The sequence below is a fragment of the Vibrio sp. DNB22_10_4 genome (genome assembly GCF_052879755.1).
In genome coordinates this window covers 936,544-953,455 of record NZ_JBNNXW010000001.1, presented here as the reverse complement: position 1 = coordinate 953,455, position 16,912 = coordinate 936,544, and the positions used below count along the sequence as shown (strand labels likewise).

Below are 16,912 nucleotides of genomic sequence, written 5' to 3'. Positions count from 1 at the left end.
ACAAACTTATGCTTTCAAAGCTTGTTCAAGGTCGGCAAGAATGTCATCAATATGTTCAATACCCACAGACAAGCGAATCATCTCGGGCCGCACTCCGGCTTCACGCTGCTCCGTTTCACTCATTTGACGATGCGTAGTGGATGCAGGGTGACAAGCAAGGGATTTAGCATCTCCAATATTGACCAAACGTTTGAAAATGGCCAAGGCATCATAGAAACGAACCCCCGCTTCATAACCATCTTTCAAACCAAATGACAAAATTGCAGAAGGTTTTCCCTTCATATACTTTGCCGCTAACTCAAAGTGTGGTGAGCTTTCTAGGCCAGCATAAGATACCCAACTCACCTTCTCATGATTTTGCAAAAACTCAGCGACCTTAATGGCATTTTCTGTATGGCGCTCCATTCGCAGCGATAACGTCTCTAAACCTTGAAGTAGCATAAATGCATTCATCGGTGACAATGCAGAGCCAGTGTTACGAAGTGGCACCGTTCGAGCACGGCCGATAAATGCCGCCGGGCCAAAAGCTTCGGTGTAAACAACGCCGTGATACGAAGGTTCAGGCTGATTGAATACTGGGAAGCGATCTTTATGTTTATCCCAAGGGAATTTACCGGAATCAATAATAATGCCTCCCAAGGAGGTTCCATGGCCGCCAACATACTTAGTTAACGAGTGGACAACGATATCTGCGCCAAACTCAATCGGCTTACAAAGTACTGGCGTCGCAACCGTATTATCAACGATAACAGGCACACCCGCCTGATGTGCGAGTGTCGAGATACCTTCGATATCAACGATATTGCCCGCGGGGTTACCAATCGATTCGCAGTAGACGGCTTTGGTATTCTCATCAATAAGCTCTGCAATCGACTCAGGGCTATCATCTTTAGCAAATTTCACCTGAATCCCCTGCTTTGGCAGCATGTGTGCAAACAGAGTATAGGTTCCGCCATAGAGCTGTGGCGTCGATACAATATTGTCTCCCGCCTCTGCCAGCGTCAAAATAGCGTAGTTAATAGCCGCACTACCCGCGCTCACGACAAGCCCTGCAATACCACCTTCGAGCGCAGCCATTCTTTGTTCAAGCACGTCGTTAGTCGGGTTCATAATACGAGTGTAGATATTTCCCGGAACTTCGAGGTTAAAGAGGTCAGCACCATGTTGGGCACTGTCAAACTCATACGCCACTGTTTGATAAATAGGTGTTGCAACCGATTTGGTGGTTGGATCCGTTTCGTAGCCGTGATGTATTGATAAAGTCTCGTCTTTCATCGCTCTTCCTTTCACATAAGTTCCGTACTGAATAAATCTCATGAGGCCCGTAGCCTTATTCGAACACTAAGGCCGTAGCGCAGAAATTTGCGTTAGCCCCAAAAAAGTCTACCCCAAAGCGCCTACAATAACAGACTCAAGGATTACTTCTGTGATGTATGGACACGAGATGAATAGTGAAAATAATCGAGCATTAAATTCCGTGATTGGCGCCTTGGTCGCCGATGCTGCGTCTATGGGCTTTCATTGGTTATATGACCAAGTCGCCATCAAAACCCTCTCAAATGGCACTCCAGAGTTCCACGCGCCAAATGCCAAAGACTACATAGATAAAGGCTATTACGCCCACGAAGGTAAAAAGCCCGGTGACTACTCACAATATGGAGTCCAAATGATAGCGATGCTAGATGCTATCGCAAAGCATGGGCAATACGACGAAGCGCAGTACATTCAAGCGTTTCGAGAGTGGTTTGATATGGGAGGCAAATGGCGTGGTTACATAGATAAGCCGACCAAACTCACTCTGCTTAACGCTCATGCACTTGAAGCTGAAGATAAGCCATTGTCGAACCTGGGAGCAGACGATACACAAAACCCCGCGATTTCCAAGCTGCCACCATTGCTAGCCCTTCATCACGAGGATAAAAACCTAAACCAACTTGTTGAATCAGCAGTGCGCGTTACCAACAATAATGACGCGGCAGTCGCTTATGCCCTCGCCTCTGCGGCCATTTTGAAAGCTGCATTATCAGGTAAAACGCCAATAGAATGCGTGCATAGTGCTAAAGGCCTGTCAGATCTAACAGACGAAGCGATTAAGCTCGCCGAAGAGCGAGTTTTAAAACCCTCTAGTGAAGTGGCTACAGAGCTAGGCATGCACTGCGGTTTAGAAGCATCATTTCCAGTGACTGTTCATTTGCTACTGAATGCCACTAGCTACGAAGCCAGCATTCGCGAAAATATACTGTGTGGTGGAGACAACTGCGGCCGCGCGATACTGCTCGGTGCTGTATTGGCAGCATGTTACCAAGGAACTGAGCAAGACATCCCAAGAGTTTGGGAACTGAAGGTATCACTGCCTAAATCGCTGTTGGCGTGTCAGCGACTGTTATTTGGAAAATAAATAGAGCGTTAGGTAGGAAGAATCAAGCCTATATCGAACACCCCGCAGCATCGCGCTAGCGGGGAGTTTGTCTTTGAGGTGCTATTCCACCACAAACTCAATCACATACAACTCATTCTCACCCGGATAAATCTCGCTAATCACCTCACGCAATTGCGGGATAGTCATGTTCTCTTGCTCAGCGTGTATTGCGTTGATGTCATCGAATGAAATTGGTGTGATGGAGCGAATGTTCAAGTTACCGAATACTCTTCCATCTTCGAATGTGGCCACGGGAATGGTGCGGCCGAGTTCGAAATCTATCTCCGATTTATCGCGAATCGTGATGGTCTTTTTCCCCGCCATGATATCGGCTTCGAAGCGTTCAAAAAAAGTGATTTGGTCGCGCATTTTGTTTTTCTCCTAGTTGACCAAACTAACCGTACTACCGACGCGTGATGCATGCACATCTAATCGGAGCGGCATTTGTTCTTTAAGCTCAGACACGTGGGAAATGATCCCAATCGTACGGCCAGATTGTTGAAGCTCGACCAGCATTTGTACCGCTAGGTCAAGAGATTCGGGGTCGAGGCTACCGAAGCCTTCGTCAATAAACAGAGTATCAAGCCTTATACCACCACTGTACGACTGCACAACGTCAGACAGACCTAACGCCAGTGACAGTGCGGCCATGAAGGACTCGCCTCCTGAAAGCGTTGCGACATCGCGCCATTTTCCGGTATAGGCATCTTCAACAATAAGGTCAAGGCCAGAGCCCGCATTACCTTTAGTACGCGACTCTTTACGTTTCAAATCGTAGCGTCCTTTGCTCATTAATCTTAGTCGTTGCGACGCTTGGATCAGAACATCATCGAGCAAAACACCAAGTACAAAACGGTGAAGACTGATTTTATTGCCAGTGCGCCCATTGGCAACGTCACTCAAGGTGCCTACCACTTGGTACTGCTTGTCGAGTTCTTCATTTTGCGCTCGCAGGGTTTCGATTCGTTTGCGCACCTGCTCCAAACTGTTCTGCTGAGACTGACAGGTTTGATACTGCTTGAGCGCAGCTTGATAAACCACATCAGCTTGCTGTTTATTCTCGGTGACTTGGTCTATCGCTGGCATTGACTGTTCACTGAGCTGCGCTTTCAGTAAATTCAGTTGCTCTGATAGTCGAATGCCTTCATGCTGATAGTGCTCAATTTGTTTTGCCATTTGCTCGGCACTCTCTGAGCTGAGTTTGGCAGTTAAGAACGCCTGTTTTGACTCAAAGACACTCCCATCAAGCGCCACGTTCCACGTTGCCGAAGCGCTCTCACGAGCAAGCTCTAACTCTTCGAACTGTTTTTGCAACGTATCGAGATGAGATTCAAACTTAGCGAGCGTTTCACTTGCCTGTTTCAATACTTGTTGCGCCTGCTCTAACGCTGATGCTTTTTGAGAAAGCTCTGTCTCAATAGCTTGCTGACGGCCAAGTACCGCTTGTGCGGTCGCATAACCAGTATTATTGCTCGACTCTAAAGCGCCAACTACACCACTCAACTGCTGAATTTGGTTAGTAGCCTCATTGACTAGAGTCGTCGTTTGTTCGAGCTGTTGAGATAGCTCTACACGCTTCGCTACTGCTTGCTGATATTGTGTCTGCAATAACTCGATGTTCAGCGCTTGCAAAGTGGCAATGCGCGCAGATAAATCGGCAATCGTCCGCTGCACATCTTGAGCAAACTGACCAAGATTCTGCTGATGATCAACACCCAGAGAATCCATCCACTCCTGTTTGCGTGTGATTAGCGTAGCGATTTGACTGTCCAACTCAGCGAATAACTGTTGATGGCGAGTGAGTTCATCTTTCGCAGCGGTTTCTATTTCTCTTAACCGATTAACCTGCTCAAGCGTCACCACTTCACCCGAGAACGTGGCAACATTCGGATGCTCTACGCTACCGCATACCGGACATGGTGCATCTTGCTCTAGAGAAGCAGCGAGCAAAGCCGCTTGCCCACTGTGCCAAGCTATTTCTGCTTCAGTACGCGTTTGACAAGTCTTGCTCACAACGGATTCTTTTGAGGTAATGGTACCCGTTAACTCCGTTCGCTGTTTGTGTTTGCTCTCTAACTGCGCATCTATCTGCGCGATTGCCTGCAGCGCCTGCTGCTTCTTGTTCTCTAGATCCAAGGACAAAGTGAATTCGCTAAGCTGTGACTTCTGTTTTTCAGCATCGACGACAGCTACATGCAACGACTCTTCTTGTTGCGTCATCGCTTTGATTTGATCGGCAAGTGTGGTTTGAGTTGCACTAATGCTACTGAGGTTTTGATTTGCCTGTTGTAGCTCGACTTTCTTACTGTCGAGTTGTTTTAGGCGCTCAACTAAGGCGTTTAACTCAAAACGCTCTTGCTTTAACGGCTCAGCATTATCACTCGCTTTCTTCGCTTCATCATACGCAGCCTGAGCCTGTAACTGGTTTTGCTTCGCAGCGGCAATTTTGCCTTGCCCAGTTTTCAAGCGCTCTGCCAATGTAGCGGACTCTTTGGTCAAGCGCAGTTGGCTATCATACTCCGATTGGATAGCAGCTGCCGCCTTATGAGCATTAAGCTGGGCCTTAACCAATTCAATGGATTCACTACCTTGTTGATGTTTTAGCTGCGCCTGTTCAAGCTCTGCTTTGGCCGAAAACTTTTTGCTTAGTTCAAGCGCATTATCTAGCTCTTGCTGCGCTTTGGTTCTCACGCTTTCTGCTTGATTAAGTTCGCTCTCTACCCGTTCTAGCTGCGGTGCTAACTCAGTGAGCGCTTGCGAAAGCTGCGACTCCGACTCCACCGAGGCGACATCCAGCGCGCCTTTGATTTGGTTATCGAATTCTTCTTTAGCCTTTCTAATGCCCGCAGCCCGCTCAAACAGCACTCGCTCAATCGTGGTGTAGATTTGAGTTTGGAATAGTTGACCGAAAATCGCTTCACGCTCTTTCGAACTTGCCGTTAATAGCTCGCGAAACTTACCTTGTGGAATAACCATAACCTGACGAAACTGTTTTACGTCTAGCCCCATGAGTTCCTGGATAGCTGTCGCCACTGGTTTAGGTTTATTGGCAATAAGCTCGTCGTTATCAAGGTTAATAAGCTGCGCTGTATGGGATCTTTTTGTCATCCCTTCACCACGCTGCTTTGGTACCTCTTGATCTGGGCTTCGTGTGATTTGGTAACGAACCCCGGCCAATTCAAACTCAAACGTAATGGTGGTTAAAAGCTTGGCATCAGCGTAGTCACAACGCATCTGATCGCCAGTACGCTCACTGCCTGTCGTTTCACCATAGAGCGCATAACAGATAGCATCTAAAATAGAGCTCTTGCCTGAGCCAGTCGGGCCGTTGATCAAAAATAGCGGCGAGTCGCCCAAAGTGCGAAAGTCGATATGTTCAACACCAGAAAAGGGACCAAAAGCTTGTAGAGTCAGCGTTAACGGTTTCATCGAATTACTGCTCCTGTTTCGCTGTCTGAAGGGTGTTTAGCACATCCGAGATCATCTCGGTCTGGTTCTCAGTCATTTCGTCACCCTGCACTTCTAAAAAGAAGTCCTGAAACATATCAAGTTCCGAACGGCCCAATCGAGCCTGCCCCATTTCGGTTTCGACACCAATTAACATACCCGGCTTCTCTAGGTGCAATACATTTGGGTATACCTCACGAAGCTTTGCCATAGGATCGAGTATCGCGTGTTTGTCGGTAAGGCGAACGAGCAAGTAATCGTCAGCTTTTGGATCGTTTTTACCTTGCTCCAATAGATCCGCCAAGTCACCTTCGATGATTCGCATATCATGTGGACTTGTAAGCGGAACACTTGTGATGACGGGTTCAGATGTTTCGGAAAAAAACTCGACGAGCGTCATTGCTTTATTGTGGTGCTGCTCAGAGAAGGAGTATTTCATGATAGAACCAGAGTAGCGAATATGTTCCGCACCGCGCTTTTGCGCTTGATGAAGATGTCCCAACGCAACGTAATCAAACTGCTGAAAATGCTCATAACTGACGCGGTCTGCTCCGCCGATAGAGAGAGTACGTTCAGACTCACAGGTTTGCGCACCATCGATAAAGCAGTGGCTAAGAAGGACATTGCGCTTTGTTGGGTCTAACACCGTGTTCAACTGCTCTGCAAGATGTTGGTGCGCTTCATCATGGTTGCTCACCGAGACTTTATAGTGATGTCGTACTTGCTCTGGATCGGTGTATGGAAGACCATAAAACAACACCGATTCGCCCTTTTTGTCTTGAATCTCAATTGGCGTGGTAATCTGTTCTAACGAACTGATAATGTGCAGCCCAGCTTGACCAAATTGCCTTGAGCCGAAGCCTAAGCGTTTCGCGCCATCATGGTTTCCTGAAATCATAATCACAGGAATACCAAGCTGCTGAATAACGTGATTAAGAAACTCATCGAGTACTTCGATTGCAGCAGTTGGCGGCACAGAGCGGTCATAAACATCACCTGCTATCAACAAGGCATCGATGTCATTCTCAGAAAGGTAATGTGTGATTTGCTCAAGAACGTGCTGCTGGTCTTCTAGCAGAGACACATTGTGAAATTGCCGGCCGAGGTGCCAATCAGAAGTGTGGATAAATTTCATTCAGTTCAGTTTGTTATGTCTAATCCATAGCGCGAAGTATATCACTGGACACCGACGCTCGTCTGCATTCAAGCAGACGAAGCGGCAACAAACTAACAAAAGGGAACTTAAGACTGAGAGAAGTGAGGCAACACCAAGGTAAAACAAGCGCCACCAAGTTCGCTATGGCTAACGTCGACGTTACCGCCATGACGCAACATGATGTGCTTAACAATAGCGAGCCCTAAACCATAGCCACCAGACGCTCGGTCTCGAGACTTATCGACGCGGTAAAATGGATCAAACAAACGATCCCAATGCTCTGGGTCAACGCCAATGCCATCATCGTGCACTTCAATAGCAATATGGTCGTCATCTTCCACCAACTTCACCACAATACGCTGCTCAGTGTAGCGTTTTGCATTGCTGATTAAGTTAACTAAGGCTCGGCATAGTAAGAAGCGATCCATGTTTGCATTCACGCTTTCACTGGCCACTTGTAAGTCGAACGTATGCCCGATATGCGTTTGCCATTTCACGTGATGCTCTTTTAGCCAGGATGCAATATCAATTTGCTCGAGCTCAATAGCGGCATCTGGGCGCTCTACTCGTGCGTAGTAGAGTAACTCATCCACGAGGTGTTCCATCTCTTCCGTATCTTCAATGATGCTGGCTAGCTGCTGCTTGGCTTCCGGATCGCTAAGCTGCTCCATCAACACTTCACTTTGCCATTGAATACGGAAAATCGGTGTACGTAACTCATGAGCAACGGCATTCGTTAGTGCCTTATTGCTCACCATAAGATTGGCGATTTTCGTTGCCATGTGATTAAAAGATTTATTGAGTTTGCCAAGGCGAACCCACTGTCCGTCAGAAGCTCTTGCTTCAAAGTTACCACTCGCAAACTCATTGGCCGTTTTTTCCAGCACGCGCAAGCGACGACTCAGGAACCAAATCAACAAAAAGCTAAAGGCGACGAAGCCAGCAAAAAAGAACAGCCAAACCACTTGATTGGCAAACTCAAGCGCTTTAATGAGCTCAGAATCGGGGTCGTCAGTGAGATGAAAGTAATTGACGTTGTTGTCGAACTTAAGCCACAAGTGATCGTTTTCATCGAGTAGAAAATGGACTTCTGGCTGTTCTTCAAAGTGGCTAGCAACCTCTTCCGGTAAATCAGAAGGTGTATGAGAATCTAGCAAACGGTGCGTCTTCTCAGCAAATGCTTCAAGCAACTCAATCGCCTGTTCGTCACTTTCATTAGTCGCAACATGATTCATGATGTCACGAAATGCTTCTACTCTAAGATTAGCATCAACCAAATCGGGATCAGTTTTGCCGTAAATCACATACTCGTAGCCGTAAATACTTGCGGTAAAGAGCAGTGTTACACCAATTAAGCATTCAAGAAATAGTCTCCACAAACCAGTCAGTCCTATGCTTTCCAGCCATCAGTGACAAACAGGTAGCCCTTGCCACGCACCGTAATAATCCCTTTGGGATTCGTTGCGTCATCAAATAGTTTTTTGCGAAGGGTAACAATGCGGTTGTCGATAGTACGATCAATGCCATCGTAGTCGATGCCACGAAGCTGTCTGGTGAGGTAGTCACGAGATAACACTTCACCTGCAGATTTAGCAAGTAGCCAGAGTAAATCAAACTCACTGTCCGTTAGAGAAACATCACACTCACCGAGTCGACAACTGCGGCTGTTTTGACACACTTTTAAGCGGCCAACTTGAATATTGTTCGCTTCCATAGCAATCGCGTCTTCGGTAGGGCGTCTTAGAAGGTTTCTGACACGAGCAAGTAATACGCGAGGTTTGATGGGCTTAGAGACAAAATCATCAGCGCCTGTTTCCAATGCGGCAACATGATCAAAGTCGTCATCACTTGCCGTCAGCATCAGAATTTTGCCGTTGTAGCTGTCACGAACATCGCGACAAATAGATAGGCCATCTTGACCCGGAAGCATAAGGTCTAAAATGGTGATATCAGGCTGGAAGGATTCAATTAAATCGACAGACTCTCCTCCATCGTAAACTGTCTTTACATCAAAGCCTTGGGTCTTAAAATAGTCACCTAGCATTACATTTAGTTTTGCATCGTCTTCTACGATCAACAGTTTTTGGTTTACCATCGTCCAATCCACTACATCTATCGAATCGGCCGCAAAGATACATAATTTTACAGAATACTACAAACGCAAATTATTATGTTTTTGTAGGTGTATTCCTAATGAGACTTTTGTTACAAGCTGCTAACAATCACCAACTTAGTCTTACCAAACAGATAGTTACTATACGCCAACCACACCTATAAACCGTACATCAACTTCAATAATTGTTATTAATAGTTCAAACACGGAATGTAGAGATTTGTCAGGATGTCGTGACAATTTAAGACATACAAAAAGCCCCTCGCTTGGAGGGGCTTGATCATCAATTAATGGCTCGAAAGCCGTTACTCGTCATCTTCCAGCGGTACTAACTTGGTATTACCACCACGGATTTTTTCGCGGCGATGCTGAATCAGAGCATAGAAGCCTGGAATCAAGAATGTACCCGCAAGAAGTACACACAACAGACCACCAACGAGCGAAATACCCAGCGAGTTTTGGCTAATGTGGCCAGCTCCCGATGCAAAGATGAGTGGTATCATACCTAAGATAAACGACCAAGATGTCATGTTTACTGCTCGGAAGCGCAACATACCACCGCGCACGGCGGCATCATCAATCGGAACATCTTTTTCCTCGCGTTCAATCTTGGCAAATTCCACGATAAGAATCGCGTTCTTTGCCGCCATTGCTATGAGTAGGACGAGACCTATCTGAGCGTATAAGTTCAGCGGAATGCCCGCTAGGTTCAACGCGACAAATGAGCCAAGTGTCGCCACCGGAACCACGAGTATGATAGCAAGTGGGATACCCCAACTTTCATACTGAGCAACCATGAATAGGTAGATGAAGATCAGAGCCAGCGCAAACGCATAAATCGCTTGGTTCCCCGCCAAGATCTCTTGGTAAGCCATACCTGTCCATTCGTACTGATAACCCATTGGCAGAACTTCCGCCGCTACGCGCTCCATTGCTGCGATCGCATCACCACTAGAGTAACCAGGCGCTGGTTGACCTTGGATTACCGCACTACGGTACATGTTATAACGCCATGCGACATCTGGCTCAAAGACTTGCTCGTAAGACACTAGCGTGCTCAGAGGAATCATCTCACCTTTAGACGAACGAACATGGAACAGTTGAAGATCGTCCATACCACTACGATATTCAGCGTCTGCTTGCATTGTTACGCGGAAGTTCTTACCAAACATGGTGAAGTCGTTCACGTACAACGAGCCTAAGTTACCCTGTAGCGTTTGAAAAATCGACGACAGTGGAATTCCCAGTTGCTGAGCTTTCTCACGGTCAATGTCTACGTAGTAGTGCGGTACATTGGCACGGAAAGTACTAAACGTATAAGCGATCTCTGGCTGTTGATTCGCAGTTTGAATCACATCCTGCATCACCAATGCTAGGTCTGTTCGGCTTCGACCAAGTGTATCTTCCAATACAAATTCGAAACCAGAAGCCGCACCCATACCAGGAACCGCCGGAGGCCCCATGGCGAATACAACGGCGCCAGGGATTTGTTGAGCCGCCATACCATTGATACGAGCCGCAATGGCGTTCGAAGAGTGCTCCCCTTCAAAGCCATTACGGGTCTCCCAATCTTTTAGCTTGATAAACAGCGAAGCGCCATTTGAGGCCGCCGCACCTGTCATAAACGCGTAGCCGTTAGCAACGGTAATGCCATCGATGCCAGGCTCTTGCTCAACCAAGTTAACCAACTTGTCCGTTGTTTCGGTAGTACGAGAAAGAGACGCTGAATCTGGAAGCTGAACGTTAACCAGCAAAATACCTTTATCTTCCTGCGGTACAAACGCCGTAGAGGTATTTTTCGCAAGGAAGCTTACCGCACCAACCGCAATCACAAAGAAGGTAACTAGTAGCAGTGCCTTTTTCACCAGGAATCCAGCAACTTGACCGTAGCGCAGTGTAATACGCTCTAATGCGCGATTGAATGTTTGGAACCAGCGCGCTGTATTGCCACCACCTTTCTTCAGAACCAACGAACACAGTGCTGGAGACAGCGTCAGTGCGTTGATCGAAGAAATAACAACTGAAATACAGATGGTCAGAGCGAACTGACGATACATAATGCCGGTGATACCTGGTAGCAGCGTTACCGGGATAAATACCGCAAGCAGTACTAACGTCGAGGTGATGATTGGTCCCGTCACCTCTTTCATCGCAATTAAGGTCGCTTTTCTCGGTGACATATCCGGATTGCGTTTCATGATGGTGTCAACGTTCTCGATAACGAGAATCGCGTCATCCACCACGATACCAATCGCGAGGATAATACCAAACAGGGTTACCGTGTTCACGGTAAAGCCCGTCATGTTCATGACAGCAAAGGTACCGATAAGCGATACCGGAATCGCGACAACCGGAATAAGCGTTGCACGCGCACTGCCAAGGAACAGATACGTTACCGCGATAACGAGTATTATGGCCTCGATTAGAGTCTTAACTACCCCTTTGATCGACTCCGCAACGAACACAGTGGTATCGTAACTGGTTTCGTATGCCATACCTTCAGGGAAGTTCACACTCAAGCGCTCAAGCAGATCCATCACCGCCTTGCCACTTTCGAGCGCGTTGGCGTCCGATTGTAGGTTAAGCGCAACGATTGAAGCATCTTCACCTCGGAACTGACCACTGCCATCGTAGAACTTCTTGCCAAGCTCTACGCGAGCGACGTCTTTAAGGTATACCGTAGAACCATCTGGATTCGCACGAAGAACGACGTTCTCAAACTCACCAATTGACTCTAGACGACCTTTGGTGACTAGGTTGAACTGTACCTCTTGTGGGTTTGCATATGGCGCAGCGCCTACACGACCGGCAGCAACCTGTACGTTTTGCTCCGCAAGAGCAGCGTAAACGTCGGAAGTGGTCATCTTAAGGTTGGCTAGCTTGTCTGGGTCTAACCAAACACGCATCGCGTACTCACCGCCACCAATTACGTTAACTTCACTGATGCCTTTAACACGAGCAAGTTGATCCTTAACGTTCAAGTTGATGTAGTTAATCAGGAACTTGTCATCATAGCGACCATCAGGTGAGTAGAAGTTCAGCACCATCAATAGATCTGGCGAACGTTTTTTCACCGTTACACCGACCATACGAACTTCTTGCGGAAGTTTCGACTCAATTTGTGACACGCGGTTCTGTACGTTGACCTGAGCCATGTCGGGGTCGGTACCGATGTCAAATGTCACATTGAGGTTGTATGAACCGTCATTTGCACTCTTTGAAGACATATAAATCATGTCTTCAACACCGTTCACCGAGGTTTCTATCGGGTCGGCTATCGCCTCCTCTACGACCTCTGCACTCGCACCTGTATAGAATGCCGTGACACTGACCGATGGCGGGCTGATTTTAGGATACTCAGCAACCGGCAACACCATCAAAGAGATGGCACCTGCCAGCGTGAGTATTATTGAAATGACCAAAGCAAACTTTGGTCTTTGAATGAAGAAACGACTTAGCATCTATTACGCACCTTGATCTGCTGGCTTCGACTCATCGATTCGAACAGGCACGCCATTCCTTACACGCTGCAAGCCTTGAGTGATGACAACATCAGTCGGTTTCAATCCTGATTGGATGATGACGCCAGTTTCTACTTGTGTACCTAGTGCAACATTACGTCGCTCCGCCACATTACCTTCAGTCACGACCATAACAAAGTCGCCTTCGAGATCGGTTTGAACAGCGCGACGCGGTACCGTCACTACGTCGATTGCTTCTTTTTCCATAAGCTCAACACGCACGTGCTGACCCGGAAGTAAGCGCTGTTGTGGGTTATCAACGACAGCACGCATCGCCAGTGTACCCGTGTTGAGGTTAATTCGGTTACCTAAGAAGTCGATTTTGCCTTGCTGTTCGAACACTCGGCCATCTTCAAGAATGATGTTCACCGCCACGCCATTTGACTCATCCGATCCGTTGCCTTCAATAGTATCCATGCCTAGAGCTAAACGCTCACGCTCACTGATACTGAATGACGCGTAAATAGGATCCATGCTAACCAGTGTCGTTAATACACCAGAAGATGGAGAAAGAAGATCGCCTTGGCTGACCTTACTGTCAGAAATTCGACCGGTAAACGGCGCAAGAATGGTGGTGTAAGACAGGTTAACGTCAGCCACTTTAAGCTGAGCTTTGCCCGCTTCCAGTTGAGCGCGGGCACTCATCAGTGTCGCAGTCAACGCATCAAATTCTGCTTGAGAAATGTTGTTCGATTTAACAAGGTTTTTGCCACGCTCAAAATCAAGATCGGCTTTTTTCAGTGCTGCCTCCGCTTCTGACACTTTGGCTTTGGCACTCGCGACTTGAGCTTCAAATGATGATGGCTCGATAGAGTAGAGCTTTTGACCTTTTTCGACGATCTGCCCTTCTTGGAAATGGCGTTCCATCAAATAGCCCGTTACTTGTGCAGTAATGGCTGTATCTTCAACCGCATCCATGCGTCCAATATAAGACTTACTTTGTTGATGTGGGACGACCTCTACAGCAGTAGTTTGCACAAGAGGCGCTGGTGCATTTTGGTTGGATTTTGTTGCTTCGCCGCATCCTGCTAAAAATAGTGCAGAGATAACGCTGGCAACGATTATTTTTCTAGGCATTGAAACACCCTATTCTCTTCTGATTGGAACAAGCTTTGGCAGACTAACAAATCACAAGTCAGCTGAATGTCCGAGAAGTATTAATAGTTATGCTAAAAGTGTTTCAAAATATAACGGACTGATTTTTATCAATCTTTTGAAATTTCTTCTGGAAACGACAAATCGTGAAGCATCATAAAGTCAGCGCGAATTTCTTGCTCCAAATGAGTCGCAAGTTCAGTCGGGCAAAAAATCATCACGTGCACTATTTGCTCACCTGTCACGCCACTTGCTATGTGGATATGCGGCTCAGAGCCAGGCAAATCTACACCGGCATGTTTTTCGATGACTCCGTTATAGCGCCTAGCAACATCGATAAAGTCTTCACTGTGCTTCTCTATTCGGATAGTCAACTCAGGGAGTAATGGAAATAGGTTTTTGAAGCCAGGAACCACTATAGAAAAGCTGTGGTAAACGTAGCGTTTCATGAAGTTGAGGTTCTTAACAGCGTAGGTAAAAAACATGCTGTTAGGCAGTGTGATAGTTTTTCCTGTGAAATGATATTGACCGTGGTACAGGTCAATTTCTTGTATCACAGTGGCCATTAGATTGTGCTCAATTACTTCACCACTGGTCTTTCCTACCTCAATCCAGTCACCGATACGAAAAGAACGCGAACTCGCTCGCTGGATTGAACCAGTAAAACAGAGGATGATCTCTTTGGAGGCTACAACGATAGCAACGGCGATAGCGGTTACTGACAGTGCGAACTCACTGATTTCTGATTTCCAAACCAGAAACAGAGTGATAACAATGATCGCGAACGAGCCGTTTTTAGTTCGCGACATCCATTTACGCTGATCTTCAGACAAAAACGCCACATCCCCTCGAATTCCCGAGAGTGTGATGCGGCGTATTATCAAAATCAGTGTGATGACCAGGACGCTCAATAACAGTTTGTTTTCAATTAAAAACGCGATGATTTTTTGAACATCTTCCATGGTCGCCTACTACTGCATTAAGAATGAGTATTAACGATAACGAATCGCGGTGTCTTTCGCAATTTGCACGATCACTTTTACCGCCAACTCCATGCCTTGAACAGTAATAAATTCATGAATACCGTGGAAATTATAACCACCTGTAAACAGGTTTGGACAAGGTAAGCCCATGAATGACAAACGAGCGCCGTCGGTACCACCACGAATTGGCTTAATGTTTGGCTTCACCTCGCAGCGTTCCATAGCCTGCTTGGCAATCTCGATAATGTGTGGATGTGGCTCTACCATTTCGCGCATGTTCGAATAGTTATCTGTGATGGTTAAACTCACCTTATTGCCCTGAGCATTAAACGTGGCCACTTTATCTTCTAGGTAGGCTTTTTTGCGTGCCAATTCGTCTTTGTCAAAATCACGCAAAATGTAGTGCAGTGATGAGTCCGTCAAAGACATTTGTGCATTATGAAGGTGATAGAAACCTTCATAACCAGACGTGCACTCTGGTGTTTCCTCAAGCGGCATATCCGCGTGGAATCGTGCTGCTGCGGTCATAGCATTGACCATTTTACCTTTTGCTGTACCTGGGTGGACAGACACACCTTTAAACTCAACGAGCGCCGCCGCTGCATTGAAGTTTTCATATTCAAGCTCACCTACCGGACCGCCATCTACTGTGTACGCCCATTTAGCAGCAAACTTATCGACATCAAACAAATCAGCACCGCGACCGATTTCTTCATCAGGAGTGAAACCTATTTTAATGTCACCATGGGGGATCTCTGGGTTTGCCATCAGAAACTCAACCGCAGAGATGATCTCGGCTATTCCCGCTTTATTGTCTGCTCCAAGCAATGTCGTGCCATCGGTCGTAATGATATCGTGACCATGCAAAGCGTGCAGATCGCGATACTGAATTGGTGAAAGCACCACATCACCCTTTCCAAGCGCAATATCACCGCCTTGATAGTTTTCTACCAACTGAGGTTTAACATCTTTGCCAGAAGCGTCTGGCGCCGTATCCATATGGGCGATAAAACCAATCGCTGGGATATCAGCCTCTACATTCGATGGCAAGGTCGCCATGATATAACCATTAGCATCCAGCGTGACATCGGATAAACCCAATTCGATCAGTTCTTGTTGCAGAAATCGAGCAAACTCAGTTTGGCCTGGTGTGCTCGGGCATGTTGCCTGCGACGGGTTAGATTGCGTGTCGAACGTGACATATTTGAGAAACCTGTCGATAAGACCTGTCATAATTTTCACCTTTATAGTGGTTGTGAACCCAAGTCATCCCATAATACGGATCGAAGCCAGTGGAATGTTGCGATGAATCAGTTTTATCTGATTTGACGAGCATTTTGTAAGGTCGATATAAGCCCAAACACTAATCCGTAGCTAGCCCTGAAACAAGGGTATACGCCCAATACACTACGCCCCACCGATTCAAATTAAGGGGGATGTGATTGATAGTCCAGCCTGAAATAATGATGTTAAGTTAACGTAGAGAAGATGAGATTAGACACCATGAAGCGTCCACATTTTGTTTCCACACCTATTTTTGTTTCAGCTCGAGTCGCTGATAAAAAAGTGACAACAGCTACTAAGAGTGGCCTGGCAACCCAAACAACGCTAGCAAGTCCGCTCGAGCGTGATCGAGTCGCATTGGTTAAACAACGACAGCAACGTGGTGGCTTCAGCGCTTAATTTTGCTTACGCCAGATACAAAAAAAGCACCTGTCAAAGGTGCTTTTTATCATGCTTGTTTTATCGGTTAATGCCGATATCACGCTGCATGTGGCCAGATAGCTCATTCGCGTAGTAAGTTGTTTCAACTTCACCTTTGCCGAACAGAATATCTAGTAAGTGTGCAATCAATCCTTTGAAGTTTACCGCGTAGGTCTTCTTATCCATAGAGGGTGCGATAGCGATGGTTTCGATGTTCACTGCTTGTGCCATGATTGCCTCTCTTGAAATTTGGTAACTCGTTGTTGTTGGTGACAATATTAGGCAAAAAAACGCTGTTTAAAAAATGACAAAATTTGGTATTTCAGATTAGATTTTCTAATAAAACAAATCTTTAACAACCTCTATATGCGCCTATTTATTTGTGGTGAATTTTTATACCCAAAACAAACAATTTGGTGAATAAACATTCCATACGGCACTCTATAAGTATAATTTGTTAGAAAAATGATAAAC

At 46.5% G+C, this 16,912-nt stretch carries 11 protein-coding genes and 2 pseudogenes; 1 reads left to right on the top strand and 12 read right to left on the bottom strand.

Annotated features, from left to right (window positions below; genetic code table 11):
- Positions 1-6: 6 nt before the first annotated feature.
- Positions 7-1,275: an O-acetylhomoserine aminocarboxypropyltransferase/cysteine synthase family protein gene (locus tag ACVA6Q_RS04075; protein ID WP_446646620.1), complete on the bottom strand. Its 1,269-nt coding sequence runs from the start codon at positions 1,273-1,275 to the stop codon at positions 7-9.
- 154 nt (positions 1,276-1,429) lie between these two features.
- On the opposite strand from ACVA6Q_RS04075, the gene ACVA6Q_RS04070 reads away from it, so the two are divergent.
- Entirely contained in the window at positions 1,430-2,398 is a 969-nt protein-coding gene (locus ACVA6Q_RS04070) for an ADP-ribosylglycohydrolase family protein (RefSeq protein WP_446647178.1), read from the top strand.
- A gap of 81 nt (positions 2,399-2,479) precedes the next feature.
- On the opposite strand, the gene yqfB is transcribed toward ACVA6Q_RS04070, so the two are convergent.
- The 11 genes and pseudogenes from yqfB to ACVA6Q_RS04015 all read right to left on the bottom strand — a co-directional run bounded on the left by yqfB (position 2,480) and on the right by ACVA6Q_RS04015 (position 16,669).
- On the bottom strand, positions 2,480-2,788 hold the full coding sequence (gene yqfB / locus ACVA6Q_RS04065; protein WP_446646619.1) for a N(4)-acetylcytidine aminohydrolase: 309 nt from the start codon (positions 2,786-2,788) through the stop codon (positions 2,480-2,482).
- 12 nt (positions 2,789-2,800) lie between these two features.
- Positions 2,801-3,346, bottom strand: a pseudogene (locus ACVA6Q_RS04060) (SbcC/MukB-like Walker B domain-containing protein); the annotation flags it as partial.
- A 950-nt stretch (positions 3,347-4,296) separates the two neighbouring features.
- Positions 4,297-5,848, bottom strand: a pseudogene (locus ACVA6Q_RS04055) (AAA family ATPase); the annotation flags it as partial.
- A 4-nt stretch (positions 5,849-5,852) separates the two neighbouring features.
- Positions 5,853-7,001 (bottom strand): exonuclease SbcCD subunit D, encoded by a 1,149-nt coding sequence (locus tag ACVA6Q_RS04050; protein ID WP_446646618.1) that lies wholly within the window; start codon positions 6,999-7,001, stop codon positions 5,853-5,855.
- A 107-nt stretch (positions 7,002-7,108) separates the two neighbouring features.
- Positions 7,109-8,401: an ATP-binding protein gene (locus ACVA6Q_RS04045; protein ID WP_446646617.1), complete on the bottom strand. Its 1,293-nt coding sequence runs from the start codon at positions 8,399-8,401 to the stop codon at positions 7,109-7,111.
- An 11-nt stretch (positions 8,402-8,412) separates the two neighbouring features.
- Complete coding sequence (locus ACVA6Q_RS04040; RefSeq protein ID WP_353499441.1) at positions 8,413-9,117, bottom strand: response regulator; 705 nt, start codon at positions 9,115-9,117, stop codon at positions 8,413-8,415.
- A gap of 323 nt (positions 9,118-9,440) precedes the next feature.
- Positions 9,441-12,596 carry an efflux RND transporter permease subunit gene (locus tag ACVA6Q_RS04035; RefSeq protein ID WP_353499442.1) on the bottom strand — a complete coding sequence of 1,052 codons (3,156 nt, stop codon included), beginning with the start codon at positions 12,594-12,596 and terminating at the stop codon, positions 9,441-9,443.
- A 3-nt stretch (positions 12,597-12,599) separates the two neighbouring features.
- Positions 12,600-13,733 (bottom strand): efflux RND transporter periplasmic adaptor subunit, encoded by a 1,134-nt coding sequence (locus tag ACVA6Q_RS04030; protein WP_446646616.1) that lies wholly within the window; start codon positions 13,731-13,733, stop codon positions 12,600-12,602.
- 128 nt (positions 13,734-13,861) lie between these two features.
- Positions 13,862-14,713 (bottom strand): mechanosensitive ion channel family protein, encoded by an 852-nt coding sequence (locus ACVA6Q_RS04025; protein WP_446646615.1) that lies wholly within the window; start codon positions 14,711-14,713, stop codon positions 13,862-13,864.
- A 30-nt stretch (positions 14,714-14,743) separates the two neighbouring features.
- Positions 14,744-15,967, bottom strand: a complete 1,224-nt coding sequence (gene pepT, locus ACVA6Q_RS04020; RefSeq protein ID WP_353499445.1) for a peptidase T — start codon at positions 15,965-15,967, stop codon at positions 14,744-14,746.
- A 510-nt stretch (positions 15,968-16,477) separates the two neighbouring features.
- Entirely contained in the window at positions 16,478-16,669 is a 192-nt protein-coding gene (locus ACVA6Q_RS04015) for a hypothetical protein (protein ID WP_353499447.1), read from the bottom strand.
- Positions 16,670-16,912 lie beyond the last annotated feature (243 nt).

Coding starts and splice junctions, on each gene's coding strand:
- ACVA6Q_RS04075 (WP_446646620.1), bottom strand. CDS start 1,275: ATGAAAGACGAGACTTTATCAATACATCACGGCTACGAAACGGATCCA.
- ACVA6Q_RS04070 (WP_446647178.1), top strand. CDS start 1,430: ATGTATGGACACGAGATGAATAGTGAAAATAATCGAGCATTAAATTCC.
- yqfB (WP_446646619.1), bottom strand. CDS start 2,788: ATGCGCGACCAAATCACTTTTTTTGAACGCTTCGAAGCCGATATCATG.
- ACVA6Q_RS04050 (WP_446646618.1), bottom strand. CDS start 7,001: ATGAAATTTATCCACACTTCTGATTGGCACCTCGGCCGGCAATTTCAC.
- ACVA6Q_RS04040 (WP_353499441.1), bottom strand. CDS start 9,117: ATGGTAAACCAAAAACTGTTGATCGTAGAAGACGATGCAAAACTAAAT.
- ACVA6Q_RS04035 (WP_353499442.1), bottom strand. CDS start 12,596: ATGCTAAGTCGTTTCTTCATTCAAAGACCAAAGTTTGCTTTGGTCATT.
- ACVA6Q_RS04030 (WP_446646616.1), bottom strand. CDS start 13,733: ATGCCTAGAAAAATAATCGTTGCCAGCGTTATCTCTGCACTATTTTTA.
- ACVA6Q_RS04025 (WP_446646615.1), bottom strand. CDS start 14,713: ATGGAAGATGTTCAAAAAATCATCGCGTTTTTAATTGAAAACAAACTG.
- pepT (WP_353499445.1), bottom strand. CDS start 15,967: ATGACAGGTCTTATCGACAGGTTTCTCAAATATGTCACGTTCGACACG.
- ACVA6Q_RS04015 (WP_353499447.1), bottom strand. CDS start 16,669: ATGGCACAAGCAGTGAACATCGAAACCATCGCTATCGCACCCTCTATG.